This window comes from Nocardia sp. NPDC051833 (assembly GCF_040681225.1).
GTDB lineage: Bacteria > Actinomycetota > Actinomycetes > Mycobacteriales > Mycobacteriaceae > Nocardia.
Window position 1 is genome coordinate 57,854 of the sequence record NZ_JBFAYK010000001.1, and the last position, 23,521, is coordinate 81,374.

At 71.5% G+C, this 23,521-nt stretch carries 25 protein-coding genes; 5 read left to right on the top strand and 20 right to left on the bottom strand.

The genetic code is table 11. The features are described from left to right. Window positions 1–8: 8 nt before the first annotated feature. From AB0L91_RS00295 to AB0L91_RS00320, 6 genes are all read right to left on the bottom strand, one after another. Window positions 9–353: an MmcQ/YjbR family DNA-binding protein gene (locus AB0L91_RS00295; RefSeq protein WP_365006726.1), complete on the bottom strand. Its 345-nt coding sequence runs from the start codon at window positions 351–353 to the stop codon at window positions 9–11. A gap of 122 nt (window positions 354–475) precedes the next feature. After that, entirely contained in the window at window positions 476–1,840 is a 1,365-nt protein-coding gene (locus AB0L91_RS00300; RefSeq protein ID WP_365011117.1) for a transcription antitermination factor NusB, read from the bottom strand. A gap of 632 nt (window positions 1,841–2,472) precedes the next feature. Beyond that, window positions 2,473–3,396: a methionyl-tRNA formyltransferase gene (gene fmt / locus AB0L91_RS00305; RefSeq protein WP_357345124.1), complete on the bottom strand. Its 924-nt coding sequence runs from the start codon at window positions 3,394–3,396 to the stop codon at window positions 2,473–2,475. Beyond that, entirely contained in the window at window positions 3,396–3,935 is a 540-nt protein-coding gene (def, locus tag AB0L91_RS00310; RefSeq protein WP_365006727.1) for a peptide deformylase, read from the bottom strand. The genes fmt and def overlap by 1 nt, the downstream gene beginning before the upstream one ends. Window positions 3,936–4,012: 77 nt before the next feature. Continuing rightward, window positions 4,013–4,963, bottom strand: a complete 951-nt coding sequence (locus AB0L91_RS00315) for an alpha/beta fold hydrolase (protein ID WP_365006728.1) — start codon at window positions 4,961–4,963, stop codon at window positions 4,013–4,015. 152 nt (window positions 4,964–5,115) lie between these two features. After that, the gene (locus tag AB0L91_RS00320) at window positions 5,116–5,793 is read right to left on the bottom strand and encodes a PadR family transcriptional regulator (protein WP_365006729.1); all 678 of its coding nucleotides are present in this window, start codon (window positions 5,791–5,793) and stop codon (window positions 5,116–5,118) included. A gap of 89 nt (window positions 5,794–5,882) precedes the next feature. Here AB0L91_RS00320 and AB0L91_RS00325 point away from each other — a divergent pair, with 89 nt between their 5' ends. Both AB0L91_RS00325 and AB0L91_RS00330 read left to right on the top strand, forming a co-directional pair. Further along, entirely contained in the window at window positions 5,883–7,457 is a 1,575-nt protein-coding gene (locus AB0L91_RS00325) for an HD domain-containing phosphohydrolase (protein ID WP_365006730.1), read from the top strand. 43 nt (window positions 7,458–7,500) lie between these two features. Then, window positions 7,501–7,902 (top strand): nuclear transport factor 2 family protein, encoded by a 402-nt coding sequence (locus AB0L91_RS00330; protein ID WP_357345116.1) that lies wholly within the window; start codon window positions 7,501–7,503, stop codon window positions 7,900–7,902. Between the two features lie 2 nt (window positions 7,903–7,904). Here AB0L91_RS00330 and AB0L91_RS00335 read toward each other — a convergent pair whose 3' ends face one another. Next, on the bottom strand, window positions 7,905–8,495 hold the full coding sequence (locus AB0L91_RS00335) for a TetR/AcrR family transcriptional regulator (protein WP_365006731.1): 591 nt from the start codon (window positions 8,493–8,495) through the stop codon (window positions 7,905–7,907). A 72-nt stretch (window positions 8,496–8,567) separates the two neighbouring features. On the opposite strand from AB0L91_RS00335, the gene AB0L91_RS00340 reads away from it, so the two are divergent. Then, complete coding sequence (locus tag AB0L91_RS00340; protein WP_365006732.1) at window positions 8,568–9,413, top strand: NAD(P)H-binding protein; 846 nt, start codon at window positions 8,568–8,570, stop codon at window positions 9,411–9,413. 29 nt (window positions 9,414–9,442) lie between these two features. On the opposite strand, the gene AB0L91_RS00345 is transcribed toward AB0L91_RS00340, so the two are convergent. From AB0L91_RS00345 to AB0L91_RS00385, 9 genes are all read right to left on the bottom strand, one after another. Then, on the bottom strand, window positions 9,443–10,057 hold the full coding sequence (locus tag AB0L91_RS00345; protein ID WP_365011119.1) for a maleylpyruvate isomerase family mycothiol-dependent enzyme: 615 nt from the start codon (window positions 10,055–10,057) through the stop codon (window positions 9,443–9,445). Between the two features lie 127 nt (window positions 10,058–10,184). Further along, a complete protein-coding gene (locus tag AB0L91_RS00350) occupies window positions 10,185–11,000 on the bottom strand; it encodes an acyl-CoA thioesterase domain-containing protein (protein ID WP_365006733.1) in 816 nt (271 codons plus the stop codon). A 114-nt stretch (window positions 11,001–11,114) separates the two neighbouring features. Then, complete coding sequence (locus tag AB0L91_RS00355) at window positions 11,115–13,499, bottom strand: primosomal protein N' (RefSeq protein ID WP_365006734.1); 2,385 nt, start codon at window positions 13,497–13,499, stop codon at window positions 11,115–11,117. Window positions 13,500–13,513: 14 nt separating this feature from the next. Further along, on the bottom strand, window positions 13,514–14,725 hold the full coding sequence (gene metK, locus AB0L91_RS00360) for a methionine adenosyltransferase (RefSeq protein WP_365006735.1): 1,212 nt from the start codon (window positions 14,723–14,725) through the stop codon (window positions 13,514–13,516). 246 nt (window positions 14,726–14,971) lie between these two features. After that, the gene (gene coaBC, locus AB0L91_RS00365) at window positions 14,972–16,189 is read right to left on the bottom strand and encodes a bifunctional phosphopantothenoylcysteine decarboxylase/phosphopantothenate--cysteine ligase CoaBC (protein WP_218721690.1); all 1,218 of its coding nucleotides are present in this window, start codon (window positions 16,187–16,189) and stop codon (window positions 14,972–14,974) included. A 28-nt stretch (window positions 16,190–16,217) separates the two neighbouring features. Next, window positions 16,218–16,496 (bottom strand): DNA-directed RNA polymerase subunit omega, encoded by a 279-nt coding sequence (rpoZ, locus tag AB0L91_RS00370; RefSeq protein ID WP_110035543.1) that lies wholly within the window; start codon window positions 16,494–16,496, stop codon window positions 16,218–16,220. Window positions 16,497–16,524: 28 nt separating this feature from the next. Beyond that, on the bottom strand, window positions 16,525–17,109 hold the full coding sequence (gene gmk / locus AB0L91_RS00375; protein ID WP_357345105.1) for a guanylate kinase: 585 nt from the start codon (window positions 17,107–17,109) through the stop codon (window positions 16,525–16,527). Between the two features lie 5 nt (window positions 17,110–17,114). After that, window positions 17,115–17,435 (bottom strand): integration host factor, actinobacterial type, encoded by a 321-nt coding sequence (gene mihF, locus AB0L91_RS00380; protein WP_043653536.1) that lies wholly within the window; start codon window positions 17,433–17,435, stop codon window positions 17,115–17,117. 347 nt (window positions 17,436–17,782) lie between these two features. Further along, window positions 17,783–18,373, bottom strand: coding sequence for a TetR/AcrR family transcriptional regulator (locus AB0L91_RS00385; RefSeq protein WP_365006736.1), 591 nt, complete (start codon window positions 18,371–18,373; stop codon window positions 17,783–17,785). A gap of 30 nt (window positions 18,374–18,403) precedes the next feature. On the opposite strand from AB0L91_RS00385, the gene AB0L91_RS00390 reads away from it, so the two are divergent. Then, on the top strand, window positions 18,404–18,751 hold the full coding sequence (locus AB0L91_RS00390; protein WP_365006737.1) for a DUF6463 family protein: 348 nt from the start codon (window positions 18,404–18,406) through the stop codon (window positions 18,749–18,751). A gap of 16 nt (window positions 18,752–18,767) precedes the next feature. Here the strand turns inward: AB0L91_RS00390 and AB0L91_RS00395 are convergent, their stop codons facing one another. From AB0L91_RS00395 to AB0L91_RS00405, 3 genes are all read right to left on the bottom strand, one after another. Next, the gene (locus AB0L91_RS00395; RefSeq protein WP_357345099.1) at window positions 18,768–19,424 is read right to left on the bottom strand and encodes a response regulator transcription factor; all 657 of its coding nucleotides are present in this window, start codon (window positions 19,422–19,424) and stop codon (window positions 18,768–18,770) included. Then, window positions 19,415–20,539: an ATP-binding protein gene (locus tag AB0L91_RS00400; RefSeq protein WP_365006738.1), complete on the bottom strand. Its 1,125-nt coding sequence runs from the start codon at window positions 20,537–20,539 to the stop codon at window positions 19,415–19,417. The genes AB0L91_RS00395 and AB0L91_RS00400 overlap by 10 nt, the downstream gene beginning before the upstream one ends. A 142-nt stretch (window positions 20,540–20,681) precedes the next feature. Next, window positions 20,682–21,332 (bottom strand): DedA family protein, encoded by a 651-nt coding sequence (locus AB0L91_RS00405; protein WP_365006739.1) that lies wholly within the window; start codon window positions 21,330–21,332, stop codon window positions 20,682–20,684. A 155-nt stretch (window positions 21,333–21,487) separates the two neighbouring features. Between AB0L91_RS00405 and AB0L91_RS00410 the strand changes: the two genes are divergently transcribed. After that, entirely contained in the window at window positions 21,488–22,582 is a 1,095-nt protein-coding gene (locus tag AB0L91_RS00410; protein ID WP_365006740.1) for a serine hydrolase domain-containing protein, read from the top strand. 113 nt (window positions 22,583–22,695) lie between these two features. On the opposite strand, the gene pyrF is transcribed toward AB0L91_RS00410, so the two are convergent. Continuing rightward, a complete protein-coding gene (pyrF, locus tag AB0L91_RS00415; protein WP_357345092.1) occupies window positions 22,696–23,520 on the bottom strand; it encodes an orotidine-5'-phosphate decarboxylase in 825 nt (274 codons plus the stop codon). Window position 23,521: the final 1 nt, after the last annotated feature.

Below are 23,521 nucleotides of genomic sequence, written 5' to 3' on the forward strand. Positions count from 1 at the left end.
GACGTCCCCTACGCGCCCTGTCGCTCGCGCCGCATCCGGGCCGGCGCCCGCCACCACCAGGCACTGTCGATGAGTTCGGCGAGCTGTTCGGGGTCGACCGCCGTGAGGTCGATCAGGATGAACGGATGCCCGTCGTAGTGCGGTGTCGTGTAGAACACCGGGTCACCGGAGGCCAGCAGCGCTTCCTTCTCGGCCGGTTCGCACAGCAGCGCCAGGCCGCCCTCGGCTTCGACCCGCAGGCGCGCGAAGCCCTTGCCGCCGACTTTCAGTCCCGGAGTGCGCCACCAGGTGCCTTCCTCCACACCCGGTAGCTCCGTCGCCACCGCCACCACTTGTTCCCACGTCATCGCCATGCACCGATTCTGCGCCCGATGCGGGGCGCGACGATTGGACGAATGTCGCGTGTCGTCGACGGCCGAACTCGGACACGGGAACCAACGCGTGGCCGGCGTCGTTGTCGCCGGCCACGGATGGGTCAGTCGAGCGGCTTGCGCAGGGCCGCCAGGAACATGGCGTCGGTGCCGTGGCGGTGCGGCCAGAGCTGTGCCGACGGTCCGTCGCCGAGATCGGTGACGCCGGGCAGGTACGCGCGGGTGTCCAGTTGCTCGGCACCGGAGCGGCGCACGAAATCGCCCACGACGCCGACGGTTTCGGACAGGTGCGGCGAGCAGGTGGAGTACACGACCACACCGCCGGGACGCAGCAGGTCCCAGGCGGCGGCGAGCAATTCGCGCTGCAGGGTCACCAGTTCCGGCACGTCGGCCGGGGTGCGCCGCCAGCGGGCCTCCGGGCGGCGGCGCAGCGCGCCGAGACCGGTGCACGGCGCGTCGACGAGGATGCGGTCGTACCCGGGGGTCAGACCGCTGTCGCGACCGTCGGCCACGTGCACCGTGACCGGCAGGCCGCGGGTCGACTTGCGGACCAGTTCGGCCCGGTGCTCGGCCGGTTCGACGGCGTCGACGGTGAACAGGTCGATCGCGGCCAGCGCGCCGAGCAGGGCCGCCTTGCCCCCCGGGCCCGCGCACAGGTCGAGCCAGCGCCCCTGATCGGGGCCGTCCAGCGGTGCCCTGGTCAGGGCGAGGGCGACCAGCTGACTGCCCTCGTCCTGCACGGCTGCGATGCCGTCGCGGACCGGTTCCAGCTGACCGGGGTCGCCGCCGTCGAGGTACACCGCGTACGGCGACCAGCGACCCTCCTCGCCGCCGGTGACCAGCGCGAGCTCCTCGGCGGTGATTTCCCCCGGCCGCGCGACCAGGTGCACGACCGGGCGCTCGTCGTCGGCGGCCAGCAGCGCGGCCAGCTCGCCCGCCTGCGCGCCGAGCGCGTCGGCGAAGGACTGGGCGATCCAGGTGGGATGGGCGTATTCGAAGGCGAGTCCGCCGACCGGATCGGCGGGCGCCAGCTCGGCCACCCACTCCTCGGCCGTCTTCTCCCCCGCCCGGCGCAGCACCGCGTTGACGAAACCGGCACGGCCCTGGCCGAATTCGGCACGGGCCAGGTCGACGGAGGTGTCGACGGCGGCATGCGCGCCCGTGCGGGTGCGCAGCAGCTGGTAGACGCCGAGGCGCAGGATGTCGAGGATCGGTCCGTCGATCTCGGCGACCGGACGGCCCGCGCACGCCGCGATCACCGCGTCGAGCTGCCCCTGCGACCGGCTCGCGCCATAGGTGAGTTCGGTCGCGAACGCGGCATCGCGTCCGCTGATCTTGCGCTCGCGCAGCAGCTTCGGCAGCACGAGGTTGGCGTAGGCGTCGCGATCGCGCACCGCCCGCAGCACATCGAGGGCCACTTCGCGCGCCGGATCGACGGGTTCGCCGCGCCGCTTGCGCGGGCTCGGCACACTGGGATCCGGCCGATCCTCGCGCCTACGCTCCCCACCGCGCCCGGCCTGGCTACCACCGCGCTCACTCGCCGGCCGTTTGCCACCGCGGCCGGAATCGCCCGACCGCGAACCACCGTCGCGCCCCGCTCCACCACGCGAATCTCCCGAGCCACCACGTGAGTCTCCGACGCGGGCACCACGATCCGCGGCAGCTCGGCCACCGGCCGCACCACCCCGACTCTGCGGACCGCCCGACCGCTCGTCACGCCCGCGCCGATCGCCGGCAGTGCCACCACCGGCCCGCGCACCCGAGCCACCACGCTCACCAGCGTCGGTGCGCCGGTCGTCGCCACGACTCCGACCGCCGAAGCCACCACCACGCGAATCGCTCGGCCCACGACCACGGTCGTCCCGCCGCCAGTCGCTCGCGCCACCACCCGCACGCCGGTCACCGGTGGTGCCGCGGTCGTCCGACCAGCTCGAACCGCCCGCACGCTGCGTGCTGGCGCCGCCGGCGCGGACGGTGCCGCCGCCCTTGGCCGCGCGGGCCGCCCAGCCGCCGTCGACGTCCTTGCCCGTGACCTTCTTCTCGTCACGTGGCGTCGTGCCGCGTGCGTCGGCTTCGCGGCGACGCCGGCGATCGGAGGCGCTCATCCGATCACCTGGCCCGGTGCCAGGCGCGCGCCGCGGGCCCAGTCGAGCGCGTTCATCATCTTCTTGCCGGGTGGCTGGACCTGACCGAGCCGGACCGCTGTGGTCGACGTGCCGACGAAGACGCCGGACTTGCGCACCTCGATCTCGCTCTCGGGCAAGGTTTCCTCCACCATCTCGACCGGGCCGAGCTTGAGGCGCAGTCCGTTCATCTCGGTCCACGCGCCGGGCGCCGGGGTGACGGCGCGAATCCGGCGGTGGATGGCCAGTGCGGGCTCGTCGAACCGGATCCGGCCCGCCTCCACGGTCACCTTCGGGGCGTACGACACGCCGTCGGCGGATTGCGGAATCGCTTGCAGCGTCCCGTCTTCCACGCCGTCCATGGTCTTCTCCAGCAGGACGGCACCCGCCTCGGCGAGCCGGCCGAGCAGTTCGCCCGCGGTGTCGGTGACGTTGATCTTCTCGGTCATCACGCCGTACACCGGGCCGGTGTCGAGTCCGGCCTCGATGAGGAAGGTCGACGCGCCGGTCATGTCGTCACCGGCGTCGATCGCCGCCTGCACCGGCGCGGCTCCACGCCAGGCGGGCAGCAGCGAGAAGTGCAGGTTGATCCAGCCGTGCGCGGGAATGTCGAGCACCTGCTGGGGCAGCAGCGCACCGTAGGCGACCACCGGGCAGCAGTCCGGCGCGAGCTCGGTCAGCGCCGCGACGAACTCCGGCTCGGACGGCTTGCGGGGTGTGAGGACCGGGATGCCGTGCTCGTCGGCGAGCTGACCCACCGGCGAGCGCAGCAGCTTGCGGCCGCGACCGGCGACGGCGTCGGGCCGGGTGACCACGGCGACCACCTCGTGCCGTTCGCTCTCGATCAGCCGCCGCAGCGACGGCACGGCGGGTTCGGGGGTGCCGGCGAAGACGACGCGCATCAGCGGCCACCGCCGACACCGCTGGACTCGCGCACGGTCACCCCGTTGCGGAACCAGTCGGACTCGCGGATGGTGCGCATCGCGTCCTTGCGGTCGGCGGGCTCGAGCTTGCTGACGAACAGCACGCCGTCGAGATGGTCGGTCTCGTGCTGCACGCAGCGCGCGAGCAGTCCCTCGGCCTCGAATTCCACCGGCGCACCGCCACTGTCGACACCGGTGACCGCGACCCGCAGGGCCCGGCGCACGTCGTAGCGCACGCCGGGAATCGACAGGCAGCCCTCCGGCCCGACCTGCTCGTCGTCGCCGATCGCCGACCACACCGGGTTCACCACGTGGCCAGCGGCGTCGCCGGTGTCGTAGACGAACACCCGCAGCCCGACGCCGATCTGCGGCGCTGCCATCCCGACCCCGCCGTCGTCGTGCATGGTCTCGGTGAGATCGGCGATGAGCTGACCGAGTTCGGCACCGAACTCGGTGACCGCATCCGCACGGGAACGCAGAATCGGATCGCCGAACAGGCGAACGGGCTGAATGGTCACGCGGCGGCTCCCGGCTGGACGAAGTGCGGTCGTCCTATTCTAGTGACCGCCGCCGGTGCTCCCGTCCGGCGTGGTCGTCAGGAGTTCCCGGCGATGATCACCTGCGGGATGCCGGTGCCGAACGCGACCGGAGCGCACACCGGAGCCGGCGCGTGCGCCGGATCGAGCACCTGGAGCAGCAGTTGCTGCACGAACGGGTCGTAGACCATGTGGAAGTGACCGGTCAGGTCGTCGGCGCACAGATCCTGCAGGACGAGATTCTCCGCGCCCGCGCCGTGCAGCGCGATGTTGTCGAAGGGCTGGATCATCTCGTCCACGCGGCTGCCGACGGTGACGTAGCGGACCCCGGGCACGGTGTCGCCGCCCGCGTTGAGCTCGACCATGAGCGGTTCGCCCTGCGCCTGCTGGACCGCCGCCGTCGAGGTGACCTTGGCGAAGACGTCCATCATGCCGGGCACTGCCTGTCCCACCGGGACCAGGCCGTACATCACGCCGCCGTAGCTGGGTGAGGCGAGGCCAACCCAGGTGCCGACCTTCGCCGCGCCACCGAGCTTGTTGACGTAGAAGCGGCTGACCGTGGCGCCCTGGGAGAAGCCGACCAGGTCGACCTTCGTCGCCCCGGTCGCGGCCAGCACGTCGTCGACGAACGCCCCCACCTGCGCGAAGCTGACCCGCATGTCCTCGGTGCCGTAGGTGTCGGCGCCCGGAGCGCCGCCGTAGTTCAGGGCGAACACGCACATGCCCGCGTCGACGAGCTGCGGACCGATACCCGCCCAATCGGAGTACGCGCTCGAGTCGGTACCGTGCACGAGGACCACCGGACGCGGATGCCCGGCGGTCGGCTTACAGCCGAAGTCGTTGAGCCCCTGCGGAACAGCGGACGGATGGTCGTCGATGTAACGTGCGGCGGCGAGGTGATCGCTCTGCCGTGGACCCGGTTCGGTCGGGACGACGGCGGGCCGGTAGCCCGCGGGCTCCGCGGCGGCGAGCGGCGCCGCGTATCCGCTCAGCGCGGCCGCCAGGACCAAGCCGAGCGCGCCCGCGCGTCGCTTTTGTGCAGTTCCCCAAACCCACAACCGATTCCGCTGTTCCATATCCCAAACAAGTACTCCACTCGTTCGGGTTTCGCATCCTCAAAACCGGGTAATCTTTGCCCCTAATTTTTGGGGACACCACGGCGTCACTTCTCGTCGGTTACGTCGCCCGCGGGCGCGATGTCGTCCTCGGCGAGGATTCGGTACAGCGCCCGCCGGGTCTCGGTGAGCACCTCGGCCGCCTTGGCCGCCTGCTCCGCCGTCCCGACCTGGGCGACCTGACCGACCGCGCCCATGACCTGGCCGACCAGGCCGCGCAGATCCAGCGCCTGGGCGCCGACATCCTGCTTGACCTCGGCCCACGGGTCACCGAGTTCCTCGGTGTTGGCCTCGACGTAGGCCTTGCCCTCGTCGGTGAGCTGGGCGGTCTTGCGACCGGCCACCTTCTCGATGAGCACCAGTCCCTCGTCCTCGAGCTGGGCCAGGGCCGGGTAGATGGACCCCGGGCTCGGACGCCAGATGTCGTCGCTGCGCTCGCGGATCTGCTGGATCAGCTCGTAGCCGTGCATGGGCCGCTCGGCGAGCAGCAGCAGCACCGCGGCACGCACGTCACCGCGCCTGCCCCGGCCGCCGCGGCCGCGTCCACGACCGAAGCCGGGTCCGAAACCCGGGCCGAACCCGGGACCGAAGCCCGGTCCGAAATCGGGACCGTGCCCGTGTCGCCCACCCCGGCGGAACTGCCGCCGATCGGGACCGAATTCCGCATGGCCGGGTCCACGACCGCGACCGAAGTGTCCGAATTCTCGATTCTCTGCGTTGTGCATGACAGCCTCCTCAGGCTCTCTCGTTGTTCTTGACACTATCGACGATATATCGACAATGCATCGAACGCAAGGGGTATTCTGAATTCACCATGACGGAGCCGCGCCGGCCGATGCGCCTGGCCGAACTGGTCGCCTCGCTGTCGCTGGCCACCGATCTCGGCTTGGGCCAGCCACAGGAGCACGTCCTGCGTCAGACCGTGCTGGCCACCCGGCTCGCGGCGGCCGCGGGCCTGTCCGACGCCGATCGCGCTGCCGCGTACTACATTTCGCTGCTGGCCTGGGTCGGCTGCGTCGCCGACTCCCCCGAGATGGCGCGCTGGTTCGGCGACGACCTGCGGATCAGGGCCGACAGCTACCAGATCGACAAGACCGGGCTGCCGATGCTCACCTTCCTGCTCGGCCACCTCGCCACGACCGGCTCCCCGCTCCACCGGATCTCGGTGACCAGCCGGTTCCTCGCCGGCGGCGTGCGCGACAGCATGGACTCCCTGCTCACCCACTGCCGGACCGCCGCCGACATCGCCGAGCGCCTGGACCTGCCCGCCGCGGTCCGCACCGCGCTGCCGCAGGCCTTCGAACGCTGGGACGGCCACGGCGTGCCCGCCGGCCTGCGCGGCGACGGGATCATCCCGGTGATGCGGGTGGTCCACATCGCCGACGACGCCGAGGTGCACGCGCGGATGGGCGGCGTCGAGGCCGCCGTGCGGATGTTGCGCTCGCGCAGCGGCACCGAGTTCGATCCGGAGCTGGTCGAGCTGTGCGTTCGCGACGACGGCGCGCTGCTCGACGGACTGGACCGGGTCGACGCCTGGCAGCACGTCATCGACGGCTGCGCCGCGCTCGACCGCCCCGTTCCCGAGGCCGAACTCACCGAGGTGCTCACGGTGTTCGCCGACTACGCCGACGCGAAAGCCACCTGGTTCCTCGGCCATTCCCGCGCCGTGGCCGAGCTGGCCGAGGCGGCGGCCCGCGAATACGGCCTGCCCGCCGAGCAGGCGACGACGCTGCGCCGGGCCGGGCTGGTGTGCCGGCTCGGCACCATCGGCGTCTCCACCGGCATCTGGAACAAGCCGGGCCCACTGACCCCGAGCGAACGCGAACGCGTGCGGATGGTGCCCTACCTCACCGAACGCATCCTGGCCCGCAGCCCGCACCTCGCGCAGCTCGCGGGACCGGCATCGATGGTCTACGAGCGGATGGACGGTTCCGGCTATCCGCGCGGGCTCACCGGCTCGATGCTGCCGCCGGCCGCGCGCCTGCTGGCCGCCGCGCAGATGGCGCGTGCCCTCGCCGAGGACCGCCCGCATCGCCCGGCCGCCGACCCCGACGACCGGGCGCGCGTCCTGCGCGCCGAGGTGACCGCGGGCCGGCTCGACGGCGACGCCGTGGCGGCGGTGCTGGCCGCCGCCGACGGTCGCAGGCCGCGCAAGCGCGCCCAGGTCGCCGGGCTCACCGCGCGCGAACTCGATGTGCTCGCGCTGCTGGTGCGCGGCCGGTCCACCCGCGAGATCGCGCAGGCCCTCGGCATCAGCCCGCGCACCGCGGGCAGCCACGTCGAGCACATCTACACCAAGATCGGGGTGCACAGCCGGGGGTCGGCGGCGGTGTTCGCGATGCGCCACGGTCTGCTGCCGGACGAGGATCAGCCCGCGAAGATCGGGTGATCACCCGATGTCCGGCCGCCGCGCACGGGGCGACACTTCCGGTATGACTACCTCCACCACTCCCCGGCAGACGACCGACTCCCCGGTCGCCGACACATTTCTCGCCGCGCTCATCCGGCGCGACTTCACCGCCATGACCGCCTGCCTCGCCCCCGAGGTGCGCCTGCGCGGGCTCATCCCACCCGGCCCGTTCGACGCGGTGGGCGCGGGCCCGACCATGGACCGGTTCCGCGGCTGGTTCGGCGGCCCGGACGATTTCACCGTCGTCGACGCCGGTCACGAACGGCGTGGCGACAAGCTCGCGCTGCACTGGCTGGTCCGGATGCGACCCACGCACGATCCCGGCGCGGCCCGGATCGCCGAGCAACGCGTCTTCCTGACGACCGAGCGGGACCGGATCACCACGATCGATCTGCTGTGTTCGGGGTGGCAGCCCGCCGGGTGAGCTCAGCCCTGCCCGGCCAGCTCGTCGATCCAGCGGGTCAGCCGCGCGCCCTCGGTGACCATCAGTTCGGGGTCGCGGAAGGTGTTGGCGAGCAGGGAGATTCCCTGATAGGACGCGACGAAGGCAATAGCGAGTTCGGCGGCATCGGACCGGCCCAGTTCGGTGAACTGGGCCCGCGCCCAGTCGATGAGCAGGCTCATCAGCCGCGCCGGTTCGCCACCGAAGGCGTCGGGCCGCTTGTCGAGTTCGGCGGCCAGCGAACCGGTCGGGCAGCCGTAGCGCGCGGCGAGGTCGCGCTGGTCCACCCAGCTCGCGACCATCGCCTTCAACCGTTCGGCGGGCCCGGGCAGCGGCTCGATCCCGGCGACGATCTCGGCCAGCACGCTCGCGTGGGTGTCGATCACGGCGTGGACGAACTGATCCTTGGTCTTGAAGTAGTAGTAGACGTTGCCGACCGGCACGTCGGCCGCGGCGGCGATGTCGGCGATGGTCGTCTTCTCGACACCCTGCTCGTAGAAGACTCGCGCGGCCGCCTCGACGAGCCGCTCCCGCTTGCCGATCTTCGGCCGCGCTCCCGCCACTGAGTCAGTCATGCAACTAACTATAGACAACCCCACCGAGCGTTGCTACGGTGAGTTAGTCAGCCAACTAACTCAGGAGTTTTCATGATCGTCGTCACCGGAGCCACCGGCAATATCGGCCGCCAGCTCGTCGGACTGCTCGCCGAGGCGGGCGAGCGGGTCAGGGCCGTCTCCCGCGGCGCCACCCCGGTCGACCTGCCCGCGGGCGTGGAACACGTCGTCGCCGACCTGGGCGACCTCGACAGCCTCTCCCCCGCACTCCAGGGCGCGGACGCCCTGTTCCTGCTGATCACCGGCGAGCAGCTGATGACCGGCCCCGAACCGGCCGACCTGCTGAAGGCCGCGGCCGCCGCCGGTATCCGCCGGGTGGTGTTCGTGTCCTCGCAGGGCGCGGTGACCCGGCCCGACTCCGCGGGATACGCCCGGACCATCGCGTTCGAACGGGCGCTGGCCGAGTCCGACCTGGCCTGGACCGCACTGCGCCCGGGCGCCTTCTTCTCCAACACCTACGCCTGGATCGAGCCGGTGCGCACCGCACGGACCGTCGCCGCGCCGTTCGGGAATGTCGGTCTGCCCGCGGTCGACCCCGGGGACATCGCGGCGGTCGCGGCCGTGGCCCTGCGCGAAGACGGGCACGCCGGGCGCGCCTACACCCTCACCGGCCCGGCCGTGGTGACTCCGCGCGACCAGGCGGCCGCGCTCGCCGTGGCCATCGACGATCCGATCGGCTTCGTCGAACTCACCGCCGAGCAGGCGAAGGAGAACATGCTGCGGTTCATGCCGGCGGCGGTCGCCGACCACACGCTGACCATCCTCGGCACGCCGACCGCGGCGGAGCAGCAGGTCAGCGGTGATATCGAGCGGGTGCTCGGCCGTCCGGCGACCGCCTACGCGGAGTGGGCGCTGGGGCAGCGGGCGATGTTCCGCTGAGCGGAGTCCGCTTCCGACCGCGGCCCGGCTCAGGTCTGGTCGGCCAGACGATCCAGTACCACCGGCAGACCGGGGCCCGCGAGCGCGTCAGCACCGGTGGCGCGGCCCGCCATCACCATGACCAGCGCGATCGTCGGACCGCTGACCAGCGGACCGGTGCCCGTGGCGAAGGGCCCGTCGGTGGCTTCCAGGCGCAGGCCCGCGATGGTGGTCTTGCTGGGCACGGTGAAATCGCGGCTCGCGTAGAAGTCGGCGACGGCCGTGGCGGCCGCCGTCGACGGGGTAGTGGACAGCCCGAGTGGTCGCCGGATGTCCTGGCCGTGCACGACGACCTCGCCGAGCCAGGCGGCGGTGTGCCCGGACGCCGCCGTCGTGCTGGTGACGACCGCCCGGAACCGGGCGAGGGTTTCGGCGGGGGTGGCTCCGCGATGCTCGGCGAGCCGCCGGGCATTGTGCAGATCGAAGTCGAAGCGGGCCCCGAGCACGCTGGCCAGCCAGCGCAGTCGCCCGATACTCGCCGCCGCGGTGAGGTGGGCGACGACCTGCTCGACCGTCCAGTCCCCGCACAGCGATGGCCTGGCCCACTGGTCGTCGTCCAAGAGCGCGAGGTCATCGGCGAGGGCCGCGCGTTCGGTGTGGGTCATCGCCCACAGTTCGTCGCGAGAGGGGGTTGTCGCCACGGGACCTCCAGGGCGCGGTTCGGGGGACGCGCGGGCGCGCGCCGTCGTCAGTGCAGACGACGGCGACCGCGCGAATTCATCGGGCCCGGTGTCAGCCCTCGGCGGTCGCCGGCATCGGTTCGCCACGGTGGGCTGGGATCGACCGGCGCCGGTCGTTGGCCACGGCGGTGATCACGCAGGTGCCGAGCGGGCCTTCGCGGTCGTACATGGTGGCGGTGCTCACCGCGACACCGGCGTTCCCGACGTGGTCGAGGGCCTGCATGCCGAGTTCCGGGCCCACCGGCAGCCGGGACAGGGTGAGGGTCATGTCGGCGTTGATGTAGCCGACGCCGCGCGAACCCCAGTGGCAGACCAGGTTGGTGAGGTCACCGGTGGCGGCGGCCCGCTGGAACGGGGTGAACGGTTGCCCGGCCACCAGCGGGGGCAGGTTCTGCCAGGTGACCTTGCGCTCGGCGTCGCGCGCCGCGCCGAAGTCGGCGATCCAGTCGGCGTCACCGGACTTGAACAGCGGCAGGGCACCCTGCGGATCGTCGCGGCGTTCCGCGGGGGCGGGCAGGGTCCGGGGCGGCTGCCAGACCGTTCCCGGCGGATCCTCGGTGGCGGCCAGGAAGGTCACCGTCGCCCTGGCCCGCGTCTGGTCCCGCTGGACGAGCCAGGAATCGACGACCTTGATGCGGTTACCGGCCCGCACCACCGCGCTGTGCAGTGTGATCGGGTCCCGGGTGACCTGCTGGAACAGGTCGACCGAGAGCCGCGCGGGGACGAAACCCGCACCCGGGCTGTGTTTCTCGGCCTCCAGCGCGAGCAGGCCGCACACCGCGACACCGTGCAGCTGGTTCGGCGACCAGCGGCTGACCGCCAGATCGTTCGCCACGTACGTCCCGTCGCGCGTCGTGAAGAATTCCACCACGATCCTCTCTGCTCGCCCGAGGTCATGGTAGGGCAGGGCGCGGCGGCGTCTGATCCGACAGGTGTCCGCACCGTGTCCGACCGGTCGCGCCCGGCGATCCGGGCGCGCCGATCAGCCGATGTCGACCGGGTCGACCTGGACCCGCAGGGGGTCGTCGGACCGATGGGAGCTGCGGACCGCCTGCGCGGCGGTCAGGGCGCGGGCCAGGGGCGCGCCCGCGGATCGGCCGACCCGCAGCAGCATGCGCTCGACCTCGGCGGGCGAGTCGCCGCCGGAGAACGGCTTGCGCGCGGTCGGCGGCAGCGGGACCGGACCGAGCACCTCGGTGCCGTCGGGCAGCGCCGCCGCGTCGAGGAACTCCGCGATCGAGGCGGACGTGCCGTCGACGGCGGCCAGCCGCACGGCGGGCGGGAACCCCACCTCGGCGCGCGCCTCGAGTTCGGCCGCGGCGTGGTGCACCGGATCCCAGCGGACCAGCGCCTGGACGGTGGGCAGGGCCGGTTCGGCCATCACGATGACCTGCCCGCGCGGGCGGACCAGGGCGGCGGCGCCCATCCACCGCCGCAGCGTGTCCTCGCTCGCGCGCAGGTCGGCCCGGCCGAGCAGGGCCCAGCCGTCGAGCAGCAGCGCCACCCCGTAGCCGCCGCGCACCAGCGGTTCGGCACCGACCGTGGCGACGACCACCTGGGCGCCGGGCTCGACGGTATCGATTACCTCCCCGCCGCCCGAGCCCCGGATCGGCACGCCGGGAAAGGCCCGGCCGAGTTCCTCGGCGGTGCGCGCCGCACCGATCACCATCGCCCGCAGTGCCCGCGCGCCACAGGCCTGACAGCGGAAGGCCGCCTCGGTGATCCCACACCACTTGCACTGCGGGCTCGCCGCCTGACCGTCGGTCGAGTGCGGCAGGGACAGCGGCCCGTTGCAGTGCCGACAGCGGGCGGGCGTCCGGCATTTCGCACAGGCCAGCGAGGGGACGTAGCCGCGCCGGGGCACCTGGACCAGGACCGCGGCGTTCTCCTTGATCGCCGCGCGGGCGGCAGCGAAGGCGACGCCGGGCATCCGGACCGCTCGCGCCAGCGCGTCGCGTTCGAGGGCGAAATCGGTGTCGCCGGGCGCGCTGATCCGCGGCATCACCTCGCGGAGCACCTGACGTTCGGCGAGCAGGTCACGGGCCCAGCCGGATTCGACAACGGCCTGGATCTCGGCGGTGCGGGCGAACCCGGCGGCGACGAATGCCGCGCCGGTCTCGTGGGCCCGCAGCATCGCCACTTCCCGCGCATGCGGGTACGGGGCTCGCGGCTCGGCGTAGGTGTCGTCGCCGTCGTCCCAGATCGCGATCAGCCCGAGGTCGCGCGCGGGCGCGAACACCGCAGCGCGGGTGCCGACCACGATGCGCGCCTGCCCACGCAGCACCGCCAGCCACCGCCGGTACCGCGCCGCCGGCCCCAGCCCCGCCGACAACCCGACCGCCGAATCCCCTACCAGCCGAACACATTCGGCGAGCAACCGATCCAGGTCACGCTGATCGGGCACCATCAGCACCGCGCTGCGCCCACTCGCCACCACCGTCGCGGCGAGTTCGGCCAGCCGCGCCGCCCAGTCCTCCCCGGGCAGCGCCTGCCACGCGGCCCGCGCACCCCGGCGCTGCCGCAACGCCCCGACGAACGCCTCGCCGTGCACATAGCGGCCCCACGCCGAGGTATCGACGCTCGGTTCAGGCACCGCGTCGGTATCTCCACCGTCGGGACCGATCGTGGTCCGCCGCCCCACGGAATCGGCCGCGGCCGTTCGCTGCACGGCCTCAGCCTGCGCACCGAGCGCTGCACCCTCGGAACCGGCCACAGTCGGCCGCCGCACCGCCTCGGCCTGCGCACCAGACGCGACATCCGCGGAATCAACCACGGCCGTCCGCTGCACCGCCTCAGCCTGCGCGCCGAGCGCTGCACCCTCCGAATCGGCCACAGCCGTCCGCTGCACCGCCTCGGCCTGCGCGCCGGACGCTGCATCCTCGGAACGGATCACCGTCGGCCGCTGTATCGCCTCGGCCTGCGCGGCCGCAGCGACATCGCCGGACGCGGGCGCGGCGTCCGCGGGTTCTGTTGCGGCGGTGGACTTCTTGGTTCCGCCGGACTCGGTGCGGGCGTGGCGGGGCGGGATGGCCAGGCGCAGGACGTCGGCGCGGGTGCCCGCGTAGCGGGCGGCGACGGCGGTGGCCAGGCGCAGCACGTCCGGGGTGAGGACGCGCTCCGGGGAGACGACGCGTTCGAGCTTCACCATCTTGCCGGTGTGCTCGCTCCGCGGAAGACGTTCGAGCAGGTATCCGTCGACGAGCCGCCCCGCGAAGCGGACCCGCACCCGCACGCCCGGCTGCGCGATCTCATCCAGTTCCGGGGGGACCAGATAGTCGAAGTCACGGTCCAGGTGCGCAGGCGACAGCAGCGGGAGCACCCGAGCGATCGGGTGTCCCGCTGCTGTCGTCGTCTCGTCCGCTGCCACGCGGGCGGTGGGTCTTACAGGCCGACGGCCGCGCGCAGCTTGTCGGCGCGGTCCGTGTGCTCCCAGGGCAGATCGACATCGGTGCGGCCGAAGTGTCCGTAGGCCGCGGTCGGCGCGTAGATCGGGCGCAGCAGGTCCAGATCGCGGATGATCGCGCCCGGACGCAGGTCGAAGACCTCGGAGATGGCCGCCGAGATGCGGGCCGGGTCGACCTTCTCGGTGCCGAAGGTCTCGACGAACAGGCCGACCGGGGCCGACTTGCCGATCGCGTACGCGACCTGCACCTCGACGCGCTCGGCGAGCTCGGCGGCCACGACGTTCTTGGCGACCCAGCGCATGGCGTAGGCGGCCGAACGGTCGACCTTCGACGGGTCCTTGCCGGAGAACGCGCCGCCACCGTGGCGGGCCATGCCGCCGTAGGTGTCGACGATGATCTTGCGGCCGGTCAGGCCCGCGTCGCCCATCGGGCCACCGAGCACGAACTTGCCGGTCGGGTTGACCAGCAGGCGGATGTCGGAGGTGTCCAGGGTCGGCAGGTTCAGATCGCCGATGACGGCGTCGACGACCTTCGTCCGGATATCGGGGGCCAGCAGGTTGTCCAGGTCGATATCGGCCGCGTGCTGGGTCGAGATGACCACGGTGTCGAGCCGGACCGGCTTGTCACCGTCGTATTCGATGGTGACCTGGGTCTTGCCGTCGGGACGCAGGTACGGCAGCACGCCGGACTTGCGGACCTCGGTGAGCTTGCGCGAGAGCCGGTGCGCGAGCGCGATCGGCAGCGGCATCAGCTCGGGGGTGTCGGTGGTGGCGTAGCCGAACATCAGGCCCTGGTCACCGGCGCCCTGACGCTCGATCTCGTCGTCGGACCCGTCGACGCGCGCCTCGTGCGAGGTGTCGACACCCTGCGCGATATCGGGCGACTGGGCACCGATCGCGATGTTCACACCGCAGGAGTTGCCGTCGAAACCCTTTGCGGAGGAGTCGTATCCGATCTCGAGGACCTTTTCCCGGACGATCCGCGGGATGTCGGCGTAGGCGGAGGTGGTGACCTCGCCCGCGACATGGACCTGACCAGTGGTCACCAGAGTCTCCACCGCGACCCGGCTGCGCGGGTCAGCCGCGAGCAGCGCGTCGAGGATGGAATCGCTGATCGCGTCACAGATCTTGTCCGGATGCCCCTCCGTCACGGACTCACTGGTGAATAGCCGACTACCTGTCGTACGCACAGTTATTCCCTCTCCCTCAACGGGTTACTCGTGTCGGCTTGTGACGGTAACTTCTCGGTGCTACCGCACAACCCTTCTTCTCAGACTATTCCAAACCACCGACGAGGTGGCGCAGTGCACACAGACTGTCCCGGACTGTTCACCGAAGCGGCGAAGGCGCCCACGGACGGTGTCCGTACGCAGTACACTGCGCGACGATCATTGCAGCGCAACAGATCTCGCGAAGCTTTCGGCGACCGTACCCGGTCAGCGCAGCAGCGGGACGAGCGCGTCGAGCACCCGGCTGGCCAGCAGCGCCTTGGAGCCGTGATCGAGGGCCTGTTCGGTGCCGTCGGCACCGAGCAACCAGCCGTCGTTGGTGTCGACCTCGAACGCCTTGCCCTCCCCGACCGCGTTGACCACGAGCAGATCGCAGCCCTTCCTGGCCAGTTTGGCGCGCGCGTGGGTGAGCACGTCACCGTTGTCGTCGCCGGTCTCGGCGGCGAAGCCGACGATCGCGGTGCCGGCGAGCCTGCCGTCGGTGCGGGCGTCGACCAAGCCGGCGAGGATGTCCTCGTTCTTGGTCAGCGGGATCACGTCGGGCTCGTCAGCGCCCTTCTTGATCTTCGCAGCGGCGACATGGGTCGGACGGAAATCGGCCACCGCGGCCGCCATGATCACCGCGTCCGCGCCGAGCGCGTGCTTGTCGACCGCGGTCTTGAGCTGGTCGGCGGTGGTGATGTGGACCAGGTCCACGGCGGCGGGCGGCGCGAGCTCGATGGTGTTGCCCGCGATCAGCGTCACCTGGGCACCGCGCTGGGCGGCGACCCTGGCCAGGGCGTAGCCCTGCTTGCCCGAGCTGCGGTTGCCGAGGAAACGCACCGGATCGAGCGGTTCCCTGGTGCCACCGGCGGTGATCACCACGCGGCGACCGGTGAGGTCGCGGGGCAGCGCGTCGGGACGTTCGAGCAGCAGCGAGGCCAGACCGAAGATCTCTTCCGGCTCGGGCAGCCTCCCCGGACCGGTGTCGGTGCCGGTGAGCCGGCCCGACGCGGGTTCCATGACATTGGCGCCGTGCGCTCGCAGCGTCGCGACATTGGCCACCGTCGCCGGATGCTCCCACATCTCGGTGTGCATCGCGGGCGCGAACAGCACCGGACATCGAGCCGTCAGCAGGGTGGCGGTGAGCAGATCGTCGGCGCGGCCCTGAGCGGCGCGCGCCATCAGGTCCGCGGTGGCGGGGGCGATGACGACGAGATCGGCCTCCTGGCCGATCCGGACATGCGGCACTTCGGGCACGTCGGCGAACACGCCGGTGTGCACCGGCTGGCCGGACAGTGCCTCGAAGGTCGCCTTACCGACGAACTGCAGGGCCGACTCGGTGGGGATGACCCGCACCTGATGGCCGGTCTCGGTGAACCGGCGAACGAGGGCACACGCCTTGTAGGCGGCGATGCCCCCGCCGACCCCGACGACGATCCGCATGGTCTCTACGCCTCCGGAAAAGAGATTGTCACTCGCCCTCGGTGTGCTCGAGCAGGTCCGAGTGGATTTCACGCATGGCGACCGACAGCGGCTTCTCCTGCAGGCCGGGCTCGACCAGCGGGCCGACGTACTCGAGGATGCCGTCACCGAGCTGGTTGTAGTAATCGTTGATCTGACGCGCGCGCTTGGCGGCGTAGATCACCAGGGCGTACTTGGACGACGTGCGCTCGAGCAGCTCGTCGATCGGCGGGTTGGTGAGGCCGATCGGGGTGTCGTACGCGGGCGCGGCTGCGATGTCCGTACTCACTAGGGGAGGCTCCTGCGGGGTTAGTGGGTCAAGAACTCGAATTTGTGCTAACGAATAACGATACCAACTGCTCGCAGGCGGTCGTCACCTCGCTGTTCACGATGACCGTGTCGAACTCGTCACAGGCCGCCAATTCGACCCGGGCGGTCTCGAGTCTGCGCTCGATCACCTCGGGCGTCTCGGTGCCGCGGGACCGCAGGCGCGAGACCAGTTCTTCCCAGCTCGGCGGCGCGAGAAACACCAGCAGCGCTTCCGGCATCGCCTGCCGGACCGAGCGCGCACCGGCCAGATCGACCTCGAGCAGAACGTGATGTCCGGCCGCCAGTGCGTCCCGCACCGGGGCCGCGGGGGTGCCCGATCGCTGCAACCCCCCGTGGATGTCCGCCCATTCGAGCAGTTCGTCCGCCGCGATCATGGCGTCGAACTCGGCTCGGGAAACGAAACGGTAGTCCCGGCCGTCGACTTCCCCGGGCCGGGGGGCCCGGGTCGTCGCCGACACGCTGAATACCAGTTCGGGCAGGCGTTCCCGCACGCACCGCACGACCGTGGACTTACCCACGGCCGAGGGGCCGACCAGTACAACCAGCCGACCCTTCCGCGTGTGTTCGACCACCTGAATCAGGCGTCGAAGTCGAAGCGAGCCAGCAGCGCCTTGCGCTGACGGTCGCCCAGGCCACGGAGCCGCCGGGTGGGGGCGATCTCCAGCTCGGTCATGATCTCGGCAGCCTTGACCTTGCCCACCTTCGGCAGAGCCTCGAGCAGCGCAGAGACCTTCATCTTGCCGAGAATCTCGTCGGACTCGGCGTCGGTGAGGACCTGCTTCAGGTTGGTACCGCCACGCTTCAGGCGCTCCTTGAGCTCCGCCCGAGCACGGCGAGCGGCAGCCGCCTTCTCCAAAGCAGCGGCGCGCTGCTCGTCAGTCAGCTGGGGAAGGGCCACGGTTCCTCCGTCTCATCGTTCATTGCTAGATCTACCGCCGGTTACCCGGACGGTCTGTGCGACCGTACCCACGACGCCCGCCGATTGCGAACCCGACCCCCAGGTCAGGGCCGGATTACGGATGCCGTATGGGGCGCGCGGGCCCGATGCGGTGACCGGCGATTCTTCCGCCCCGATCGTACCGCCGAATTCAGAAAATGCACCCCCACCTGCGGTTATGCCGATTTGGGCGGTGTTAGCCATTCGGTTGCGCCCGCAGCGATCACGGGCCCCGCAAACCCGGTGGCGCGCGACCAGCGGGTTTCCGGAAAATCCCCGCGTGTCGCTGGATTTCACACCGCGTGTCGTCAAGATCGGGAACGAAATCGATCCAGAACGGCCCCCGTCGCGGTCGCGGTGACCTCGTCGACCCACCCCGGAATCGGCGCCGCCCGCGCGATGTAGTCGCGCACCAGACCGTACGGAATCGCCTTCACCGCGGCCTCCGCGACGGCGGTGGCCTCGGGGTCGGCGGCACCGAATTCGGTGACCACCGCGGCCAGCAGGGCGGCGTTCATGGCGTCGTTGACCGTGGCGATCTCCTGCTGGAGTTCTTCGGGACCGACCGCGAGCAGTTCGTCGCGATGGAACATCTTCATCGCCCTGGCCTCGGTCGGATGATCGCGGCAGTAGCGCACCAGGTAGGTCGCCGCGGCCAGCAGCGGCGACGGCCCGGCCAGCGCGTCGAGCAGCCCCTCGTGGAAGCGCCGGATCGAGCGCAGCCAGAGCCGGGCGAGCAGTTCGTCACGTGAGGCGAATCGCACATAGATCGACCCCGTGTGCACGCCCGCGGCCCGACCGATCGCGGTGATCGCGGGCCGGGTGATCGCCGGATCGGCCAGCAGATCGCGGGCCGCGTCGAGCACCTGGTCGTCGGTGAAGAGCCGGGGTCTTGCCACCGCGTCAGCCTAGTGGCACAGTTTATGAATATGAATTCAAGAACTAGATTCCCCCTGGCCGGGGCGGCCTTGGTGGTCATCGCGACCGTGCACACGATCATGGGCGTCGCGCTGCTCGTGGCCGGTGATCAGGACACCGAGCTGTCGTTCTGGTTCACCCTGTTCGGGGTGCTCGGCATCGGGCTCGGGCTGGCCATGATCGAGCTGGAGCGAGTTCGCGGGTTCGTGCCCGGGTCGGTGCTGCTCGCGTTGGCCGTGACGACCATTGCCGGACTGGTCTACATGCCGCTGTCGGGTTTCGTCACCCTGTTGGTGCCGCTCGGTGTGGGCGCGCTGGGCTGGTGGCGCGGGCGGATTCCCGCCGCGGCCGAGGCCTGACCGCGGCGGGCACGGGCTAGGCGTCGACCGCGCCCGCCCGCAGGTGCCGCAGGATCGCGAGCACGCGCCGGTTGTGCGCTTCGCCAGCGGGCAGGTCCAGCTTCGTGAAGATCGCGTTGATGTGCTTCTCGACGGCGCTGCGGGTGACGAACAGCTGCTGACAGATGGCGGCATTGCTCAGGCCCTGCGCCATGAGCTCGAGCACCGCCCGCTCACGCTCGGTCAGCCGGTGCAGCGGCGAATCGGCGCGATTGCGCAGCAGCAGCTGACGCACCACTTCCGGATCGAAGGCGGTGCCGCCCGCACCGACCCGCTCGACGGCCTCCAGGAACGCGCCGATCGCGGCGACCCGGTCCTTGAGCAGGTAGCCGATGCCGCCGGTGCCGGTCAGGAATTCCGCGGCGTGCCTGCGCTCGACGTACTGCGAGAGCACCAGGACCGCGATGCCGGGCTGCTCCCGGCGGATCTCGAGCGCCGCCCTGATGCCCTCGTCGACGTGGTCGGGCGGCATCCGGACATCGGCGATGACCAGATCGGGCGGCCGAACCCGCACGGCGGCCAGCAACTCGCTCGCGGTGCCGACGGAGTCGACGATCTCGTGGCCCTCGGCCGTCAGCAGCTGGGCCAGGCTCTCGCGCAGCAGCGCGGAATCCTCGGCCAGGGTTATCCGCACGGAACCTCCACGGTGATCGTCGTCGGGCCGCCCGGTGGGCTGTCCACTCGCATCGTGCCGTCCATCGCGGTGACGCGGGTGGCCATCCCCGCCAGCCCATGGCCGGTGGGGTCGGCGCCGCCGATCCCGTCGTCGCGCACCCGCAGGCGCACGACCGGCCCGTCACGCTCGACGGCGACCTCGACGGCCGTGGCCCCGGAGTGCTTGATGGCGTTGGTGATCGCCTCGCTGGCGGAGAAGTAGCAGGCCGATTCGACCGGCCGGGGCGCGCGCTCGGAGAGCGCGTAGTCGAGCCGGGTCGGCAGCGGGGTCCGGTCGGCCAGGGCCTCTAGCGCGGCGTGGAGTCCGTCGCGGGCGAGCATGGCCGGGTAGATGCGCCACGACACCTCGCGCAGCTCGTCGAGGATGTGACCGGTCTCGGTGATCGCCCGCCGCTGCAGTTCGGCCCTGGCGGCACCGTCGGGCTCGCGTTCCACCCGGCCGAGCAGGATGGACAGGGCGACGACGCGCTGCTGCACGCCGTCGTGCAGGTCGCGTTCGATGCGGCGGCGTTCGTCGTCGATGATGCCGACCGCGTCGGCGCGGGTCGTGGTCAGCTGCGCCACCCGCTGGGCCAGCTCACCCTGCCCCGGCCGCACGCTGCGCCGCAGCGCCCACGCGTCGGCGCGCACGACTCCGACCAGTCCCTGCACCCCGAGGAAGCACAGCACCGCGCCGGGCAGCACGACCACCGCCACCGTCGTCCAGGTGATCTGGCCCGGTTCGGTGGCATCGACGATCGGCACCGCCGCGCCGGTGCCTGCGCCGTACACGAGTGCCGCCGCGGACACGACGCCCGCTCCGCAGAGCCCGAGCACCACCGCCCCGAACAGCCCGATCACGGCGCGGGCCGCCAGGTACCCGGCGGCCCGCGCGCCCCGGGGAGCAGCGGTCGGGGGAACACCGAGCAGGTGCGTCACCCGCCATCGCTCGATCGTCGCGACCCGGTCGGTGAGCGGCATCGCGACCGGCGCGGCGAGTGCGGCGAGCAGATCGAGCGGAACGGTCGCGACACCGAGCAGGAACCCCGCGATCGCCGCGGCACTTCGCGACGATCGTGCCGGAGCAGAAACCATCTCCCGATCCTCCCCTGTCACAGCCACTTCGGCGACCGGCGTGCGGTCACGGCCCCTGGCCGCGCAAACAGCGACGGCGCGATGATCCCGGCCCCCGGCCGATCCCGGCGCACCGGATGTGGTGCCGCGGTAGCTGTCGCGGTCATCGTCGGACACCGGCGCGCGGACGCCGGTCACGGAGGCGGCCGACGAGGAACCACGTCACAGCCACGAGCACCGCCGCGATGACCAGTTTCTGCAACACACCCGCGTAGGTCTCCACGACGTGCCAGTTCTCGCCGAGGGCGTACCCCGCGAACACGAAGACCGCGTTCCACAGCAGGCTGCCCGCCGTGGTCAGCACGGTGAAACGCCCGATCGGCATCCGTTCGACACCGGCCGGGATCGAGATCAGGCTGCGGAAGATCGGGATCATCCGGCCGAAGAACACCGCCTTGTCGCCGTGGCGGGCGAACCAGTCTTCGGTGCGGTCCAGGTCGGACAGACGCACCAGTGGGAGCCGGTCGACGATCCGGCGGAGCCGATCGCGGCCGAGGGCGGCGCCGAGTCCGTAGAGGGCGAGCGCGCCGAGAACCGACCCCAGCGTCGTCCACAGCAGCACCTCGGCCAGGCCGAACCGGCCGCGGCTCGCGGTGAATCCCGCCAGCGGCAGGATCACCTCGCTGGGCAGCGGCGGGAAGAGGTTCTCGAGCGCGATCGCGATACCGGCGCCGAGCCCGCCGAGCTGTTCCATCAGCTGGACCGCCCAGCCGGCGATGCCGGTGAGGTCGGTCGAATTCCCTGTCGTCTCCATGCTTTCGACGCTAGGGAGCCGGCCCGCGCCGGTCGGTAGCGTCGATCCCCCGGTCCGGGCGGGACGACCGCAGTCCGGGGGTGGGGTTTTCCGCACCCCGATCGCGGGGCGTACACCCTCGTCGGCGGCGGATCCGCTGCCTAGCGTCGAATATCATGCGACAGAAGCTATTTCGTGCCTGTGTGGTCGTCCTGGGGACCGTTCTGGTGGCCACGACGGTGGCCGCCACCGTCCTCGTGACGGCCCGGTGGCGGGTTGTCGGGGACACGGTCGAGGCGACAGCCCGATGGCACGGCACCGACGTGCTGCTGCGGGTCTCCGACGGAGAGCGACCTCGCGAGTGGCAGCACGGCGGCGACGGGCGGCCCACACCGGACCCGCACAGCCGGTTCCGGATCGGCAGCATCACCAAGACCTTCGTCGCGACCGTGGTGCTGCAGCTGATGGACGAGGGCCGGATTCGCCTCGACGACCCGATCGCGACACACCTGCCCGGCCTGATCCCGAGTGGCGACCGGATCACCGTGCGGCAGTTGATGAATCACACCAGCGGGCTGTACGACTACATGAAGGAGCCCGGACTGTCGACCAACCGGTGGCGCGGCGCCGACCGGTTCCGCGGCTACACACCCCGCGACCTGCTCGCCGTCGCGACCGCGCACGAGCCCTACTTCGCGCCCGGCGCCCGCTTCCGCTACTCCAACACGAACTACGTCGTCCTCGGCCTGCTGATCGAGCGGCTGACCGGGCACCGCTACGGCGACGAGGTCCGCGACCGGATCCTCACCCCGCTGCGGCTCACCGCCACCACGATTCCCGGCGACGATCCCGCCATCCCCGCGCCCGCGCTGACCGCGCACCGCGACATCGACGGTGTCGGCCGCACGGAGGTCACCGAGATGAATCCGTCGCTGGACGGCGCGGCGGGCGAGATGATCTCCACCACCGCCGATCTGGACGCGTTCTTCGCGGCCCTGCTGGGCGGACGGCTGACCAGCCCCGCCGCGCTGGACCGGATGCGTGAAACCGTCCCGATGGGGATGGGGTTCCACTACGGCCTCGGCCTGCAGCGGTTCGACCCGCCGTGCGGCGACCGGTTGTGGGGACACGGCGGCGAGTTGCTCGGCTACGTGTCGTACGCGTTCCGCTCGACAGGGGGACGGTCGCTGACGATGGTGCTCGGCTCGGCGGATTCGTCGGACGCGCTGTCGCTGTTCGCCACGGTCACCGCCACCTACTGCCTCGCCTGACCGCGGTCCGCCGCCACGCGGACCGATCCGCCCCGCCGGATCGCGGGGTGCGGCCCATGGAAACGATCAGGCCGGGGGCAGCTTGTCGCTATCCCCGGCCTGTCGCGTTGTCGTCAGCCCTGCAGGAAGGCGAACTCCTCCTGCAGCCGGGCCGTCTTGTCGCACAGCGCCGTGACCGACGGGCCGGCGCTCAGTACCTCGCGCGACACGTTGGGTACCACCGCGGCCAGGTTCGCCGCGGGGACCAGGGCGCGGATGGAGTCCGCTCCCCCGCCCTGCGCGCCGACACCGGGCATCAGGATGGGGCCGTTGAGGGCCGAGAGGTCCGGCGCCTCGGTGAGCGTCGCGCCGACGACCACGCCGACCGAGCCGAAACCGTGGCCCGCGTTGCGCGCCGCCGCCTCGTCGACCATGGTCTGGGCGATCGTGCGGCCGTCCGCGGCGGTGATCCGCTGGAGTTGCGCCCCTTCGGGATTCGACGTCGCCGCGAGGACGAACACGCCGCGATGATTGTCGTGCGCCAGGCTCAGCGCCGGGTCGAGGGACCCGAATCCGAGGTACGGCGAGACCGTCACGGCGTCGGAGCCCAGCGGGCCGTCACCGAGCCAGGCGTGCGCGTAGGCGTCCATGGTGGACCCGATGTCGCCGCGCTTGGCGTCGGCCAGCACCAGGGTGCCCGAGGCGCGCAGCACCTCGATGGTGCGCTCGAGCACCGCGAGACCGCCGGAACCGTAGGTCTCGAAGAACGCGACCTGCGGCTTCACCAGGGCGACGCGGCCGTCGAAGGCCTCGACGCAGATCTCGGCGAACGCCTCGAGCCCGTCGACGTCCTCGGACAGCCCCCACGCCCGGAGCAGGCCGGGGTGGGGGTCGATGCCGACGCACAGCGGGCCGAATTCCCGCATGGCGTGCTGCAACCGGTGACCGAAGCTGTGCATG